Annotated in this window: 16 protein-coding genes; 10 read left to right on the top strand and 6 right to left on the bottom strand. The window is 67.7% G+C overall.

What is annotated here, in order from left to right:
* Positions 1-24: 24 nt before the first annotated feature.
* From CLD20_RS08955 to CLD20_RS08945, 3 genes are all read right to left on the bottom strand, one after another.
* Positions 25-900, bottom strand: a complete 876-nt coding sequence (locus tag CLD20_RS08955) for a 4-(cytidine 5'-diphospho)-2-C-methyl-D-erythritol kinase (protein ID WP_224406272.1) — start codon at positions 898-900, stop codon at positions 25-27.
* Positions 897-3,050 (bottom strand): tetratricopeptide repeat protein, encoded by a 2,154-nt coding sequence (locus CLD20_RS08950; RefSeq protein WP_224406271.1) that lies wholly within the window; start codon positions 3,048-3,050, stop codon positions 897-899. The genes CLD20_RS08955 and CLD20_RS08950 overlap by 4 nt, the downstream gene beginning before the upstream one ends.
* Positions 3,051-3,171: 121 nt before the next feature.
* Positions 3,172-4,188 (bottom strand): polyprenyl synthetase family protein, encoded by a 1,017-nt coding sequence (locus tag CLD20_RS08945; protein ID WP_224406270.1) that lies wholly within the window; start codon positions 4,186-4,188, stop codon positions 3,172-3,174.
* A gap of 135 nt (positions 4,189-4,323) precedes the next feature.
* Here CLD20_RS08945 and CLD20_RS08940 point away from each other — a divergent pair, with 135 nt between their 5' ends.
* The 5 genes from CLD20_RS08940 (at position 4,324) to CLD20_RS08920 (ending at position 7,080) form a co-directional block, all read left to right on the top strand.
* Positions 4,324-4,557, top strand: a complete 234-nt coding sequence (locus tag CLD20_RS08940; RefSeq protein ID WP_224406269.1) for a DUF2007 domain-containing protein — start codon at positions 4,324-4,326, stop codon at positions 4,555-4,557.
* 5 nt (positions 4,558-4,562) lie between these two features.
* Entirely contained in the window at positions 4,563-5,336 is a 774-nt protein-coding gene (locus CLD20_RS08935; RefSeq protein ID WP_224406268.1) for a tRNA1(Val) (adenine(37)-N6)-methyltransferase, read from the top strand.
* A gap of 251 nt (positions 5,337-5,587) precedes the next feature.
* Complete coding sequence (locus tag CLD20_RS08930; protein ID WP_370636845.1) at positions 5,588-6,286, top strand: S49 family peptidase; 699 nt, start codon at positions 5,588-5,590, stop codon at positions 6,284-6,286.
* A gap of 4 nt (positions 6,287-6,290) precedes the next feature.
* Positions 6,291-6,479, top strand: coding sequence for a hypothetical protein (locus CLD20_RS08925; protein WP_224406266.1), 189 nt, complete (start codon positions 6,291-6,293; stop codon positions 6,477-6,479).
* Between the two features lie 10 nt (positions 6,480-6,489).
* Positions 6,490-7,080, top strand: coding sequence for a Uma2 family endonuclease (locus CLD20_RS08920; protein ID WP_224406265.1), 591 nt, complete (start codon positions 6,490-6,492; stop codon positions 7,078-7,080).
* Between the two features lie 18 nt (positions 7,081-7,098).
* On the opposite strand, the gene CLD20_RS08915 is transcribed toward CLD20_RS08920, so the two are convergent.
* Together CLD20_RS08915 and CLD20_RS08910 are read right to left on the bottom strand one after the other, a co-directional pair.
* Positions 7,099-7,683 carry a GNAT family N-acetyltransferase gene (locus tag CLD20_RS08915; protein ID WP_224406264.1) on the bottom strand — a complete coding sequence of 195 codons (585 nt, stop codon included), beginning with the start codon at positions 7,681-7,683 and terminating at the stop codon, positions 7,099-7,101.
* 38 nt (positions 7,684-7,721) lie between these two features.
* Positions 7,722-9,401 carry an electron transfer flavoprotein-ubiquinone oxidoreductase gene (locus CLD20_RS08910; RefSeq protein ID WP_224406263.1) on the bottom strand — a complete coding sequence of 560 codons (1,680 nt, stop codon included), beginning with the start codon at positions 9,399-9,401 and terminating at the stop codon, positions 7,722-7,724.
* A gap of 109 nt (positions 9,402-9,510) precedes the next feature.
* On the opposite strand from CLD20_RS08910, the gene CLD20_RS08905 reads away from it, so the two are divergent.
* The 5 genes from CLD20_RS08905 to moaB all read left to right on the top strand — a co-directional run bounded on the left by CLD20_RS08905 (position 9,511) and on the right by moaB (position 14,867).
* Entirely contained in the window at positions 9,511-10,395 is an 885-nt protein-coding gene (locus tag CLD20_RS08905; protein WP_224406262.1) for a uracil-DNA glycosylase, read from the top strand.
* A gap of 99 nt (positions 10,396-10,494) precedes the next feature.
* Positions 10,495-11,763: an MFS transporter gene (locus CLD20_RS08900; protein ID WP_224406261.1), complete on the top strand. Its 1,269-nt coding sequence runs from the start codon at positions 10,495-10,497 to the stop codon at positions 11,761-11,763.
* A 130-nt stretch (positions 11,764-11,893) separates the two neighbouring features.
* Positions 11,894-13,297, top strand: coding sequence for a cytochrome ubiquinol oxidase subunit I (locus CLD20_RS08895; protein ID WP_224406260.1), 1,404 nt, complete (start codon positions 11,894-11,896; stop codon positions 13,295-13,297).
* Positions 13,298-13,300: 3 nt separating this feature from the next.
* A complete protein-coding gene (gene cydB, locus CLD20_RS08890) occupies positions 13,301-14,317 on the top strand; it encodes a cytochrome d ubiquinol oxidase subunit II (protein WP_224406259.1) in 1,017 nt (338 codons plus the stop codon).
* 10 nt (positions 14,318-14,327) lie between these two features.
* Positions 14,328-14,867, top strand: coding sequence for a molybdenum cofactor biosynthesis protein B (gene moaB / locus CLD20_RS08885; protein ID WP_224406258.1), 540 nt, complete (start codon positions 14,328-14,330; stop codon positions 14,865-14,867).
* On the opposite strand, the gene CLD20_RS08880 is transcribed toward moaB, so the two are convergent.
* Positions 14,864-15,373, bottom strand: coding sequence for a hypothetical protein (locus tag CLD20_RS08880; RefSeq protein WP_224406257.1), 510 nt, complete (start codon positions 15,371-15,373; stop codon positions 14,864-14,866). The two genes, moaB and CLD20_RS08880, sit on opposite strands and share 4 nt — an antisense overlap.
* Positions 15,374-15,611 lie beyond the last annotated feature (238 nt).

Genomic DNA, 15,611 nt, shown 5'->3' with positions numbered 1-15,611 from the left:
AGGACATGCGCGGCAGGGGAGGCGTCAGCTTGCCACCGCCGCGCGCACCCACCAGTTCGGCCGCTCCTCGCGCAGCGCCTCGGCCGCCGCATCCGCCGCCTGTTCGTCGCGGTAGAGGGCAAAGCAGGCCGAGCCGGAGCCGGACATGCGCGCCATCAGCGCAGGTGTCTCCTCCAGCAGGCGGATCGCCTCTTCGATCGCCGGCTCGATCTCCATGGCCGCGCCCTGGAGATGGTTGTCGGTGGCGGCGAGGTAGTCGGCGACGGCCGCGACGTCGGCGAGCCCTTCCGGCATTTCCGGCAGGCCCGCGCCGTCATGCGAGGCGAGGGCGGAGAACACACGCGCGGTGGAGACCGGCCGTGCCGGCCAGGCGAGCACCATCGGCAGGGGCGGCATATCCGGCAGGACGCGGATGTCCTCGCCGATCCCGCCGGCCCTGAGCCCCTTGGAAAAGAGCGCCATCGGCACGTCGGCCCCGAGTTTCGTCGCCAGCTCGACAAGCCTTTCGGTGCGGCAGTCGCACTCCCAGAGCTCACACAGCGCAAGCAGCGTTGCGGCCGCATCCGCGGAGCCTCCGCCGAGCCCGGCGCCGGCCGGCAGTTCCTTGCGCACGAAGATCGCCGCGCCGCGCCTGCGCCGGTCGGGACATTCGGCGGCGAGCGCCTCGGCGGCGCGCAGGATGAGATTGTCGGGCCCGCGCGGCACCTCGGCCGAGAAGATGCCCGTCACCTCCAGCGAGAGCGCTTCGGCCGAGACGAAGCGCAGGTCGTCGCCGATATCGGCGAAGACGGCGAGGGTATCGAGGAGGTGGTAGCCGTCCGGCCTGCGGCCGGTCACATGCAGGGCGAGATTGACCTTGGCGAAGGCCGTCCGGGCGATGGCTTCGTCCGGTGGCCTCAAAGCTCGCCCGGAATCTTCAATCGCATGCCCGGGCGCAGGGCATTGGCGTTCTTCAGAATGTCGCGGTTGGCTTCCAGGATCGAGCGATAGGCCTCGCCATTGCCGAGAAGGCGGTCGGCGATCGTCCAGAGCGAATCGCCCGGCTGCACAAGGTAGGAATCCTTCTGCGAGGCATCGTCCTGTGGCGCGCTCGCCGCATTGGAGGCCGGAGCGGTCATGGCGGTGCCGGCGGCTTCCGTAGCCGCCTTTTCAGCCTCGCCAGTCTTCGCCTCGCCAGCTTTCACGTCTTTGGCGGCCGGCTCTTCCGCCGGGGCGGTGGCCGCCTTCATGTCGTTCTCCGTCGCCGCGTCCTTCTGCTCAGGCTCGGCGCGGCCGGAATCCTTGTCTTTCTGCGGCTCGATGCGCGGCGCCGTCTCCACCAGCGATTCGGCGGCGATCTTGCGGTTGATCACTTCCAGTTCCGGCAGCTTGGCGCCGAGATCGCGCGCATGGCGCCACTGGAACTGGGCTTCCAGCTTGCGGCCGGCCTTCCAGTAGGCGTCGCCCAGGTGATCGTTGATCACCGGATCGGCCGGCTGCAGGGCGACGGCCTGCTCGATCTCCTCCACCGCCTCGTCGTAGCGGCCGAGCCGGTAATAGGCCCAGCCGAGGCTGTCGACGATGAAGCCGTCATTGGGACGCAGCTCCACCGCCTTCTTGATCATGTCCAGCGCCTCGTCGAGGTTCATGCCCATGTCGACCCAGGAATAGCCGAGGTAGTTCAGCACCAGCGGCTGGTCCGGGTAGAGCTGCAGAGCCTTCTTGAAGTCCGCTTCCGCCTTCGGCCAGGCCTTGGAGCGCTCATAGGCGATGCCGCGGAAGTAGAAGAGCGTCCAGTCGTTGCGCGTCGGCTTGCCGAGCTTGTCGATGGCGCGGCCGTAGATTTCCGCCGCCGCCTCGTATTTCTCGCGCCCGCGCTGCATGTTGCCGTAGGCGATGTAGGCCTGCAGGTCGTCCGGGTTGCGCGCGATCGCCTCCTCGAAGGCGTTGCGGGCCTGCTCGACATGGTCTTCCTTGTCGAGGACGATGGCCGAGCGCAGCGTTCCGAGCGGCCGGAACGGCGCCTTCTTCGGGATGGCCTGCAGCACGGCGATCGCCTGGTCGCCGAGGCCGTTGGCCTCGAAGAGGTTGCCGAGCGACAGAGCCGCGAGGCCCCCGCCGGTCGAGGGATCGAGATAGAGCGCGAGGCGGAGATAGACGGCGGCGAGCTCGAAGCCGCCTTCCTGGCCGATCGCCGCGCCGATGCCGGAGAAGGCCTCGGCGGCGCCCTCGACCGGGTCGGTGACGCCCTGGCGGACCGGCTTGCCGGAGGAGACGTCCTCAAGCGCCTGGAGCGCCAGCGCATTGTCGGGGAAGCGCTCCAGAAATTCCGACAGCGTCTTCTTCGCCTTGGGCGTGTCGCCGTTGGCGGCGAGCTGGCGCGCATAGGCCTCCACGATGCGAACGGCGCTCTGGTCGCGCTCGAAGGCCTTGGACAGATGCGAAAGCGCGGCTTCCTTGTCGCCCGAAAGGTTGGCGATGTAGCCGGCATGCAGGAGCTTGAAGGGCTCGTACCAGGTCTCGCCCTCAAGCGCGTCGATGGCGGCAACGGCTTCCTTGCCGTGGCCCTGCGCGTAGAGCACCCAACCCTTCAGAAGGCCGGAGGTGAGCTTGGCGAGCGCGCCCTTGTCGGACTTTTCGACCTCGCTCAGCGCGTCGTCGTACTTCTTCTCGCGGATGAGATCGGCGGCGAGGATGAAGCTCGCGATCTGGCTGTCGCTCGCCTTTTCGGCAAGGTCGCGCGCCAAAGGCAGGGCCGTGCGGATGTCGCCCTCGGCGGTGGTCAGCACCACCGCGCGCTCCAGCCAGAGCGGATTGCTCGGATCCCGTTCGTAGGCCTTGCGGTAGAAGCGGGCGCCGCGGACGATGTCCTTGCTGTCGTCGGCCGCGCGCGCGGCCAGCAGCGTGCCGGCAAGGTTGGTGAGCTCCACCCGGTCCTCGGCGCTCGTCTTTGCCTCCGCGGAAAGGGCGGCGAAGGAGAGGCCGGCCGAGACGAGGGCTGCGAGCGAGACCCTGGAAAACAGGGTGCGTGCCCGGCTGGCGGGCGTCCGAAGCGAGCGAGAAAGGGTCATGCGGGAACTCCCATATCGGCCCAGGAAAGCGTGATCGGCTTCCGATATATGCAAAGGGCGCTTCCGCGCCGGGCGGAAACGTCCCCCATCCCCCACATTTCAGACCGAATGCCGCACCCGTTCAATGGACGCGTGCGACACAAAATTCAACTGCCCCCAGAAGTGCGGCTTTTTCCTGGCTTTCCGGAACGGGGGCGAGCGCGTCGCGCGCCATGGCGCCGTAATGCTTGGCGCGGTCGACCGTGTCGGCGAGCGCGCCGGTCTTTTCCAGAAGCTCCATGGCGTGCTTCAGCCCCTCGTCGGAAGCTTCGCCATCGACGAGCGTCTTGCGCCAGAACTCCCGGTCTTCCGGCGTGCCGCGCCGATAGGCGAGGACGACGGGCAGCGTCAGCTTGCCCTCGCGGAAGTCGTCGCCGACATTCTTGCCGAGGGCCGGCGTCGCCCCGCCATAGTCGAGAGCGTCGTCGATCAGCTGGAAGGCGATGCCGAGATTGGCGCCGAAGGAGCGGAAGGCGGCGCGCGTGGCGCGGTCGGCGCCGGCGACGATGGGCCCGACCTCGGCCGCGGCCTGGAACAGCGCGGCCGTCTTGGAGCGGATCACCTCCAGATATTCGTCTTCCGTCGTCTCGGTATTCTTCGCCGTGCCGAGCTGCATCACCTCGCCCTCGGCGATGGTGGCGGAGGCCTCCGACAGGACCCGCAGCGAATCGAGCGAGCCGACATCGACCATCATCTTGAAGGCCTGGCCGAGCAGGAAATCGCCGACGAGCACGGTTTCCTTGTTGCCCCACAGCAGCCGCGCCGTGCGCTTGCCGCGCCGCGTGTCGCTCTCGTCCACCACGTCGTCGTGGAAGAGCGTCGCCGTATGCATGAACTCCACGGAAGCGGCGAGGCGGACATGGCCCTCGCCCTCGTAGCCACAGGCCTGCGCGCAGGCGACCGTGAGCATCGGCCGCATGCGTTTGCCCCCCGAATCGACGAGATAGCGGGCCACCTCGGGGATCAGAGTGACTTGCGAGCCGGTGCGCTCTAGGATCAGCCGGTTCACGGCATCCATGCCAGCGCGGGTAATCTCGACCAGCGGCTCGAGCGTGGCTCCGCCCGACTTCCGCTCCTCAAGCGACAGGATAACGCCCAATTGAGAACTCCTTGCTGGGACGAACGTTAGAGCGGATACCGCGCCGAGCAAAGAGACAGATTCGCACGCGGCGTGCCGGCCGGTGTCTCGGCCGGCGTTTTCAGGGTGCCGTCTCTACGCCGGAAGGGAGCGAGGATGGAAGAGCTTATCCGAACCAACGATCTCGCGCTGATCTCTTTCATCGAGGCGCTGATGAAGGAAGCGAAGCTGCGCTACACCATCGCGGACGCCAATATGAGCATCATGGAAGGCTCGCTGGGTGTCCTGCCGCGGCGCATCCTCGTTGAGGCGGGAGAGAAGGATCGTGCCGAGCGCATCCTGAAGGAAGCGGGGCTTTCGGACGAACTCGACCTGAACCGGGGGCACTGAGGGCGATGCAGGGGTTGGCGGAGCCCGCCACGCACGGCTTTCTCGGAGATCGCGTCGCGCTGGTGCGGCCGGCTTCCGGCCACCGGCCCGGCCTCGATGCGGCGCTCCTGCAGGCCGCGCTCGCCGCCTCGGCGAAAGGGCTCGCCGTGGAGTTCGGCTGCGGGACGGGCGCCGTCACGCTGTCTCTGACCGCGCGCTGTGCGGGTCTTTCCGTTCTCGGCCTGGAGGCCGATCCGGTGGCCTTTGGAGAGGCCGAGGCCGCGCTCGGCCTTGCCGCCAATGCCGCCTTTGCCGCGCGCGCCGGCTTCCTGGAGTGCGACATAATGGATCAGGATCTTGCCGGAAAGCTTGCCGGCGAGCGCCGGCCCGATGTCGTCCTCGCCAACCCGCCCTTTTACGTGGAGAGCGCTTCCAGCGTCTCGCCGGACGGGCGCCGCCGCTTCGCCCACCATGCCGCCGCCGATCCGCTACGGGGCTGGGTGGCGGCCGCCGCAGGTCTCCTGAAACCCGCGGGCGGGCTGGCCCTCATCCACCGCGCCGACCGGCTCGGCGAAATTCTCGCCGCCCTCGCGCCCCGTTTCGGCGCCGTCACCGTGCTGCCCTTCCATCCGCATGCGGGCGAGCCGGCGAGCCGCATCCTCGTCGTCGCAAGGCTGGCGGGCAGGGCGCCGCTGAAGCTTCTTCCCGGCCTCGTTCTCCACGAGGCGGGCGGAGGCTGGACGGAAAGGATCGACGCGGTGCTGCGCGGGCGCGCCGATTTTTCCCTTCTGGCGCCGTAAGCAGGCCCGCCGCCACTGGCCAAAGCCGCCGGTCGCGACCATGTAGCCGCAGATACTCAGGAACGAAGTCACCCGAACAGAGATTTGCCTCCGACATGCCGAACCCGATCAAGAGATTTTTGCCGGCCGCGTTGCAGGGCCATCCGACAGTGCCGGTTGTCCGCCTCTCCGGCGTCATAGGCCGAGGGAGCCGCTTTCGCCCGGGCCTTTCGCTCGCCTCCGTCGCCGCCCCCCTGAAAAAGGCGTTCGCGATGAAGAACGCCAAGGCCGTGGCGATCATCATCGATTCGCCGGGCGGCGCGCCGGTCCAGTCGCACCTCATCTACAAGCGCATCCGTGCGCTGGCCGAGGAGAAGGAAAAGCACGTCATCGTCTTCGTGGAGGATGTCTGCGCCTCCGGCGGCTACATGATCGCCTGCGCCGGCGACGAGATCATCTGCGATCCGGCTTCCATCGTCGGTTCCATCGGCGTCGTCTCGGCGGGCTTCGGCTTCGTGGAGGCGATCCACAAGCTCGGCATCGAGCGGCGCGTCTACACCTCGGGCGAATCGAAGGTGATCCTCGACCCGTTCCAGCCGGAGAAGGCGGAGGACGTGAAGCGGCTGAAGGCCATCCAGGAGGAGGTGCACGACCTCTTCATCGACCTCGTGCGCGCGCGCCGCGGCTCGGTGCTCGCCGACGATCCTGAAATCTTCTCCGGCGCCTTCTGGTCGGGCAAGACGGCCGTTTCACTCGGTCTTGCCGACCGGCTCGGCGACATGCGCCATGTGCTGCGCGAGAAATACGGCGAGGAAGTCCGCCTGAAAATCATCTCCTCCGAGCGCGGCCTCTTCGGTCTGCGCTCCGGCAAGGGGGCGACCGGCCTCGGCGCCAGCCTTGCCGAAGGGGCCGGCGAGGGCTTTTGGGCGACGCTTGAAGAGCGTAGTCTGAGGCAGCGTTTCGGAGGTTAGCGCGATGCCACAGCTCATCTTTCTCGGACTGGTCGCCGCCGGCGGCTATTACGCCTGGAAGACGCTCAAGAAAGAGATGGCGCGCGTCGACGTGAAGGTCCGCGAGGCCGAGCGCGTCAGCGCCGAGGACCGCGGCGAATTGCTCGAGCGCGATCCGGAGACCGGCCACTACCGCCCGCGCGAACGGGGCTGAGGCCGGCGCGATGACGGCTCTCGCGAAGGAGGCGGAACGTCGCGGCACCGGGCTCTGGACGGCCGATCAATTCCTGGAATTCTACATGGGCCGGCCGGACGAGGAGCGCTGGCAGCTTGTGGATGGTTGCGCCATGATGATGGTCCCCCCTGATGCCGCTCACCACGTCATTTCCAAGCGGCTTGCACGCCTGCTCGACGACGCCTTGGAGGCGACCTGCCCCGACCGGGAAGCCTTCGAGGAGATGGGTGTGCGTATCCCCGGCGTCGAGGACTTCAATCCCGAGCCGGACGTGGTCGTGGTATCGACGGCGAGATTGTCCGGCCGGTATGCCACGATCTTTCACCTCGCAGCGGAGATTTTGTCGCCCTCCAACACGGCCGAGATGATCGCCCGCAAGATCGAGCTCTATCAGCGCCACCCCGACAATCTCTATTGCCTGGCGATCCATCAGGACGAGGTGCGCGTCCGCCTGTGGGCGCGCGAGGAGGGCTGGGCGATGACCGAGCTCGCCGAGCTTGACGACGTGCTCCGCCTCCCGGCCTTCGGCTTCGAGGCGAGACTTTCGGATATCTATCGGGGCACCAGCCTCGCGAGGTGAGGCATGGACGTTCGCTCGCTAGAGCCGCTTCACCAGCAGGACCCAGTTCTCGCCCCCGTTCTCCCAGCCCTCCTTCACCATCGGCCGCATCGCGATCTCGGCATAGCCGCAGCTCTCGTAGAGCCGGCGCGCGCCGTGATTGGCGTCCGAGACGATGATGGAAAGGCCTGAAAGCCCGGCTTCGGCGGCGATGGCGTCGGCGATGGCGAGGAGGCCGCGCCCAAGACCCTTTCCGCGGTGCTCGGGATAGGCGGCGAGCACGTTCACGTACCAGGTGGCGGGGGCGAGGTTCTCCAGCTCCTGCAGGGGCACGAACATCGCCGGCATGTCGGGGCCGATCGGCTCCGGCTCGGCGGCGAGCGGATAGCCGATGAGACAGGCGGCGACCTTGCCGCCCGCCTCCGCGACCACTGTGTTGCGGTAGGAGAAGCTGCCTTCTTCCCGCTGTGCTCGCTGGCGTCCGAGCGCCCAGACGTCCTCGCCCTCGGCCGCCATGCCGGACCACAGATAGACGGGCAGGCCCTCGCCGGCCATGTTGACGAGTTCGGCCATCGCGGCTGCGTCGTCCGGCGTCGCGCGCCGGAAGGGGGGCTCAAGCTTCATCGGCGTCTCCTTCCGGCGTGCCCGGCGAAGCGGGGCGCCTACATGCCCGTATAGATCGGGCCTTCACCGCCCTGCGGCGGCACCCAGGTGATGTTGCGGTTCGGATCCTTGATATCGCAGGTCTTGCAGTGGACGCAGTTCTGCGCGTTGATCTGGAAGCGCGGCTCCGCGCCATCCTCCGCGATCCATTCGTAGACTCCGGCCGGGCAGTAGCGCGCCGAGGGGCCGGCATAGGTGCCCCATTCGCTCTCCTTCTGGATGATGGGGTCGGCGAGCCTCAGATGCACCGGCTGGTCCTCCTCGTGGTTGGTGTTGGACAGGAACACCGAGGAGGGCTTGTCGAAGGTGAGGACGCCGTCGGGCTTGGGATAGGCGATCTTCTTCGCCTTGTCGGCCGGCTTCAGGCTCGCATAGTCCGGCTTGCCGTGGGAGAGCGTGCCGAAGGGCGAAAATCCCCACCAGGAATTCATCAGCATGTCGATGCCGCCGAGCATCACGCCCCCCACCGTGCCATAGCGCGACCAGAGCGGCTTGACGTTGCGCACCTTCTTGAGGTCGTCGCCGATCTCCGAATGCCGCCAGGCGGCGTCGTAGCCGGCGACCTCGTCGTGGCTGCGTCCTGCGGAGAGCGCTTCGGCGACATGCTCGGCGCACAGCATGCCCGAGAGCATGGCGTTGTGCGTGCCCTTGATGCGCGGCACGTTGACGAAGCCCGCGGAACAGCCGATCAGCGCCCCGCCCGGGAAGGAGAGCTTCGGCACCGACTGCCAGCCGCCCTCGGTGATGGCGCGCGCGCCGTAGCCGATCCGCTTGGCGCCTTCAAAGAGGGGCGCGATCGTCGGATGCGTCTTGAAGCGCTGGAACTCCTGGAAGGGCTCCAGATACGGGTTGGAATAGTTGAGGTGGACGACGAAGCCGACCGCCACCTTGTTGTCCTCGAAATGGTAGAGGAAGGAGCCGCCGCCGGTGGAATTGTCGAGCGGCCAGCCGAAGGAATGCTGGATGAGGCCGGGCTCGTGCTTCTCCGGGTCGATCTCCCAGAGCTCTTTCAGGCCAATGCCGAATTTCGGCGGATCGCGGCCCTCGTCGAGCGCGAAGCGGGCGATCAGTTCCTTGGAGAGCGAGCCGCGCGCGCCTTCGCCGAAAAGCGTGTAGCGGCCGAGCAGCGCCATGCCGGGCTGGTAGGCCGGACCCGGCTTTCCGTCGCGGCCGACGCCCATGTCGCCGGTGGCGACCCCGATGACCTTGCCGGCGTCGTCGGTCAGGATTTCGGCCGCGGCAAAGCCCGGATAGATCTCCACGCCGAGCGCCTCGGCCTTGCCGGCGAGCCATTGGCAGATGCGCCCCAGGGAGCCGATATAGCTGCCGTGGTTGCTCATCAGTTTCGGCATCATGAAATTCGGCAGTCGCGCCGAGCCGGCGGGGCCGAGATAGAGGAACCTGTCCTGCGTCACATGGGTGGTCAGCGGCCGGTCCGGGTCATTGCGCCAGTCGGGGATCAGCTTGTCGAGCCCGACCGGATCGATCACCGCGCCGGAAAGGATGTGCGCGCCGACTTCCGAGCCCTTTTCCAGGACGACGACGGAGATGTTCTCGTCGAGTTCCTTCAGTCGGATCGCGGCGGCAAGACCGGCCGGCCCTGCGCCGACGATCACCACGTCGTATTCCATGCTTTCGCGCTCCGGGGTTTCCCCCTCCGGCGTCTGGGCAGCTTCCATGACTGTCTCCCGTTTGTCCTTCAACGCATAGACTGCCGCGACGCTCCTGTTCAATTGCTGCGGCCGATTGGCCTTCCGCAAAGACGCGCTTGGTGGCAGAAGTGGTGCCGTGAACCCCGCCCTCTCCAAGCCGGCCCTGAAAGAGCTTCTGCGCTTCTATGTGGAGGCGGGCGTCGATTGCGCGCTCTCCGAGGAGCCGGTCGACCGCTATGCGGAAAGCCGGGAACTCGCCGAAAGGCGGCAGGCCGCGCGGCGCCAGGCTGGAGCGGAAGCCGAGGAGCGCCGCTCCGGCGGCGAGGAGACGCGGCGCCCGGAAGCTGCTGCGGGCGAGCCGGCGCATGCCCAAGCGCCCGCTGTCGCCCCGGCCCAGCTTCCATCGGAGGAAGCCGTCATGGCCGCCCGGGAGGCGGCCCGCAGCGCCGCCTCGCTGGAGGCGCTGAAGGAGATCATGGCAGGCTTCGAGGGCTGCAACCTGAAGCGCACCGCGACCCAGCTCGTCTTCGCCGACGGCAACCCGCAAGGCCGCGTCATGTTCGTCGGCGAGGCGCCGGGCCGCGACGAGGACATCCAGGGCCTGCCCTTCGTCGGACGCTCCGGCCAGCTGCTCGACCGCATGCTGGCGGCGATCGGCCTCGACCGCACGATGGTCTACATCGCCAACACCATTCCCTGGCGCCCTCCCGGCAACCGCGAGCCCTCGCCGATGGAGCGGGCGATCTGCCGGCCCTTCATTTCGCGGCAGATCGAGCTCGCCGATCCCGACTTCCTCGTCCTGCTCGGCAATGCCGCCGCCAAGGAGATGCTCGATACCACGATGGGCATCACGCGCCTGCGCGGCCGCTGGTCGGAGTTCGACACCGGCCGCCGCAAGATCCGCGTCATGGCGACTTTCCACCCCGCTTATCTGCTGCGCAACGCCATGCAGAAGAAGCTCGTCTGGCGCGATCTTCTGGCGCTTTCGGAGGCGCTGTCGCAGGCCGGCGACACGCAGTGAGATCAAGCTGTCGTAAACCGTGATGTAGCCGGGCCTTGACCGTCCGCCATTGCGGGGTCTACCGCCCAGCGCTCAACTCTGGCCGCACCCGATTCAAAGATGGCACGTCAACTTCTGCCGATCGCGGCGCTATTGCTCAGCGTTGCCTTCCTTCTCACGGCCAATGGTCTGCACGCCATTCTGCTGCCGATCCGCGGCGGCATGGAGGGCTTTTCCACGCTCTCTCTCGGCCTCGTCGGCACAGGCTGGGCCTTCGGCTTCGTGGCGAGCTGCCTCGCCGCGCCGCGCATCGTCGCCTCCGTCGGCCATATCCGGGCTTTCGCGGCCGCCGCGGCGGCCGCCGCCGTCATCGTCCTGCTCAACGGGATGTGGGTGAATTCGGTCTCGTGGATCTTCCTGCGCTTCTTCTCCGGCTTTGCCCTCGCTTCCTGCTTCATGATCATCGAGAGCTGGCTCAACGAGCGCGCCACCAACGAGAACCGCGGCCTCGTCTTCGGCGTCTACATGACGATCACCTATGCGGCGATCGTCGTCGGCCAGCTCCTCGTCGGCGCGGGCGATCCGCATTCGCCGCATCTCTTCATGGTCGGCGCCATCTTCTTCTGCCTCGCCCTGATGCCGCTGGCGCTGTCGCGCGCCGCGGTCCCGCAGCCGCTCGCCGGCGTCAAGCTCGACCTGCCGGCCCTCTTCCGCAATTCGCCGGTCGCCTTCGTCTCCGTCCTTTTGGTCGGCGTCGCCAACGGCTCCTTCGGCACGCTGGGGCCGCTCTTCGGCGTCCGGATCGGCCTTCCTTCCACGCAGATCGCCGGGCTGATGAGCATTGCCATCATCATGGGCGCGCTGGCCCAGATGCCGGCCGGGCGCATCTCCGACCGCCTCGACCGCCGCTTCGTCATCGCCGGGGCCGGCCTCGTCTCCGGCCTCGCCGGCCTGGGCGTCGCCCTTCTGCAGCCGACGGAGGGCTTTCTTCTCATCGGTCTCTTCGCCGTCTATGGCGCGGCCTCCTACACCCTCTATTCGATCGCCGTCGCCCATGCGAACGACCACGCCTCGCAGCAGAGCTTCGTGCAGATCTCGGGCAGCCTGCTGCTGCTCTACGGCGCCGGCACCATGGTCGGACCGCTCGTCGCCTCTCTCGCCATGGATGGTCTGGGGCCATCCGGCCTCTTCTGGCTGACGGCCGTGTCGCACTTCGCCATCGCCGTGTTTGCCGTCTACCGCACGCAGCGCCGCGGCCCTGTGCCGCAGGAGCAGCGCGAGAGCTTCGCGGCGGTGCCCAGTTCGCGGGCGATGACCCCGCAGACGGCCGTGCTCCAGCCCGATCCGGAATCGATCGTCACGGACGAGGAAATCCTCGCCGAGGAGTGACGGGCGCCCTAGCTGCGGGCTGGGTCCGGTCTTTGGCGGCTTTTGGCGCATGGCGTCACGGGCCTGCCATGACAGGGGTGGAAGTTGCCGCCCTTCTCGGGAACAATCGTGCCGTCAAGGGAGGCGCTTTGTGGACTGGCAGCTCGACGGACTGATCCTCGCCCGGGTGCAGTTCGCCTTCACCATCGCCTTCCACATCATCTTCCCGGCCTTCACCATCGGCACCTCCGCTTTCGTGGCGACGCTGGAAGGCTATGCGCTCGCCACCGGCAGCGAGCGGCACCGCTACCTCGCCCGCTACTGGACGAAGGTATTCGCCGTCTCCTTCGCCATGGGCGTCGTCTCCGGCATCGTCCTCTCCTACCAGTTCGGCACCAACTGGAGCCGCTATTCGGAAGTCGTCGGCAACGTCATCGGCCCGGCCATCGGCTACGAGGTGCTGACCGCCTTCTTCCTGGAAGCCGGCTTCCTCGGCATCATGCTCTTCGGCTGGCAGCGGGTGCCGCGTTCGGTGCACTTTGCCGCCTCCATCCTCGTCGCCCTCGGCACGGCGATTTCCGCCTTCTGGATTCTCTCCGCCAATTCCTGGATGCAGTATCCGGCGGGCTACGAGATGAAGGACGGCATCGCCTATCCGACCGACTGGTGGGCGATCATCATCAACCCCACCTTCCCCTGGCGCTTCGCCCATATGCTCACCGCCGCCTACATCACCACGGCGCTGGTGGTGACGGCCGTCGGCGCGCGCTTCATCCTGCGCAACCGCCATCTCGACGATGCGCACACCATGCTCAGGATGGGCCTCGGCCTCCTGATGGTGCTGGCGCCCCTGCAGCTTTTCATCGGCGACCGGCACGGGCTCAACACCCAAGAATACCAGCCGGCGAAGATCGCCGCGATCGAGGCGCACTGGCCGGCCGAGGCCGTGGCGCCGCTCATCCTATTCGCCATCCCGGACATGGAGGCGGAGGAGAACCGCTACGAGATCGCCCTGCCGAATCTGGCGAGCCTCATCCTGACGCATGAATGGAACGGCACGGTCACCGGCCTGAAGGCCTTCGCGCCCGTGGACCGGCCGCCGGTCGGGCCGGTCTTTTATTCCTTCCGCATCATGGTCGGCCTCGGCCTCTTCATGATCGCGCTCGCCTATTGGGGCGGCTATGCTTGGCTGCGCGGCCGGCTCTTTTCCGCCGACCGCTTTCTCTTCGTCGCCGCCAATTCCTGGCCGCTCGGCTTCATCGCCATTCTCGCCGGCTGGATGGTGACGGAGATCGGCCGCCAGCCCTGGGTGGCGACCGGCATTTTGAGGACCTCCGAGGCGGCCTCGCCGGTGCTTGCCGCGCAGGTCGGCGCTTCGCTGGCGCTCTTCGTCCTCGTCTACGCCATCATCTTCGCCGCCGGGATCTTCTACATGAACCGGCTTCTCAACAAGGGACCGGAGCGGGGGTCGGCCACCGAGCATGGCGTGCCGCACCGCCCGCTCTCCGGGGCGGGCGGCGGGCGCGCCGAACCTTCGACGCAGGCGAGGGTCTGAACGATGGAAGAATGGCTCCCGGCGATCTGGATCGGCCTTCTCGGCGTTGCCGTCACGCTCTACGTCCTGATGGACGGCTTCGACCTCGGCCTCGGCATCCTCTTCCCGCTCGCCCGCGACCGGGTGGAGCGCGACCAGATGATGAGTTCCGTGGCGCCCTTCTGGGATGGCAACGAGACCTGGCTGGTGCTCGGTGGCGGCGGCCTGTGGGTCGCCTTCCCGAAGGCCTACGCCATCATCATGCCGGCGCTCTACATCCCCGTCATCGTCATGCTGCTGGCGCTGATCCTGCGCGGGGTCTCCTTCGAGTTCCGCGTCGTCTCGGAAAACCGCGCCTGGGACTTCACCTTCTTCTTCGGCTCGCTGGTGGCGACCTTCGCGCAGGGGCTCATCCTCGGCGGCCTGATCCAGGGCGTCGTGGTGAGGGACGGCGCCTTCGCCGGCGGCCCGTTCGACTGGTTCAACGCCTTCACCCTGTGTTGCGCGCTGGGGCTGATCGCCGGCTACGGGCTGCTCGGCGTCACCTGGATCATGCTGAAGACGGAAGGGCCCGTGCGCGATCGCATGCGGGCGCTCGCCGTGCCCCTGCTCGCCGCCGTCATGGTCTTCGTCGCGCTCGTCAGCCTGTGGACGCCGCTGACGGTCTCGCGCATCGCCGAACGCTGGTTCGCCTGGCCGAATATCGGCATGCTCTGGCCCCTGCCGATCCTGACGGCGGGCCTCGCCTTCCTCGTCCTGCGGGCGATCTGGGCGGACGGGCGCTTCCTGCCCTTCTTCGGCACGATGGGGATCTTTCTCTTCTGCTTCCTCGGCCTTGCCGTCTCCACCTGGCCCTTCATCGTGCCGCCGCCGGGCGACGGGCCGGGCGGCGTCACCGTCATGGAAGCCGCCTCCTCGCCGGAAACGCAGCTTTTCCTTCTCGTCGGGGCGCTGGCGCTGATCCCGGTGAACCTTGCCTACACCGCCTTCAATTACTGGACGTTCCGCGGCAGGGTCCGCCCGGGCGACACCTATCACTGAGGCAGCCCGAATGGCCGAAGCCCGCCCCTTCATCCCGCTCGCGATTGCGGTCCTCACCGTCTCCGACACCCGCGACCTGGCGGGCGACCGTTCGGGCGACACGCTGCAGGCGCGCCTTGCCGAAGCCGGCCACCGCCTCCATGACCGCCGGATCGTGCGCGACGAGGTGGAGGAGATCCGCGCCATCGTGCGGGAATGGATCGCCGATCCCGGGGTCGACGTCGTCATCACCACCGGCGGTACCGGCTTTACCGGCCGCGACATCACCCCGGAAGCCATCGAGCCCCTCTTCGAAAAGCGCATGGAGGGCTTTTCGGCGCTGTTTCACCGCCTGTCCTTCGACAAGATCGGCGCTGCCACCATCCAGTCGCGGGCGACGGCCGGCGTTGCCGGCGCGACCTACATCTTCGTCCTGCCCGGCTCGCCGGGCGCCTGCCGCGACGCCTGGGACGGCATCCTGAAGGCCCAGCTCGACTACCGCACCATGCCCTGCAATTTCGTGGAGATCATGCCGCGGCTCGACGAGCATCTGCGGCGCAGGAAGAGCTAGGCCCGCGCGGGTGGCTCCAGCCTTGCCGCCAGGCGCCTGCTGCCGCGCCGGCGGGCGAGCGTTTCGATATGGCACGCGCTCCTTGCCGCCTCGGCGGCTTCCTCGCGGCGGATGAGGAGACCGCGGCGCAGGGCAGGGGGCCTTGAGAAATAATGGGCAAGCCGCCCGAGCCGCGAGCCTGCGAGCGTGAAGACCGCCGAGGCGCCGTCGGCATCGGCGACGAAGGCGCGCACTTCTCCCATCCAGCCATCGAGCGGCCTTGCGCCACCCTCCATCACGAGGAGCCAGTCGCCCCGCGCCGTGCGCACGGCGTCGGCGAGCTGGTGGTGGGCGAAGAATTCCGCGCCGGCCGCCTCGGTCACGGCCAGCATCTCCTCCGATGCCGAATCGCCGAGAACCAGCGCATCGCGCACCAGCCCTTCCACCGCCGCCGGAACGAGGGCGGCGAGGCTCCGGGCAAGGTGGTGGGCCTCCCGCGGCTGGGTGAGCACGACGCTGATCATCACGGCCTGTTATCCGAACCCCTCACTAACCCCAACAACAATCATACAAATTTTAGCCGTCGCGCGAAGCGCGTCAGAGCGCAGCGCCATTTCGTGGGAATAAAGTCTCATTTGTTCTTGTAATGTTCCGATGTTAGCATTATCTGATGGCCTATGCCTGAGCCGAGCCTCGACACCGCCCCAAGACCCCACACCCCGGGTGCAGCCTCCGCGCCAGCCCCGCGCCGGAGCTCCGCCTCCT

It is taken from the genome of Afifella sp. IM 167, assembly GCF_020144925.1.
Taxonomy (GTDB): domain Bacteria; phylum Pseudomonadota; class Alphaproteobacteria; order Rhizobiales; family Afifellaceae; genus Afifella.
Note: the sequence above shows the minus strand (reverse complement) of the source record. Positions and strands in the feature narration are given on the sequence as shown.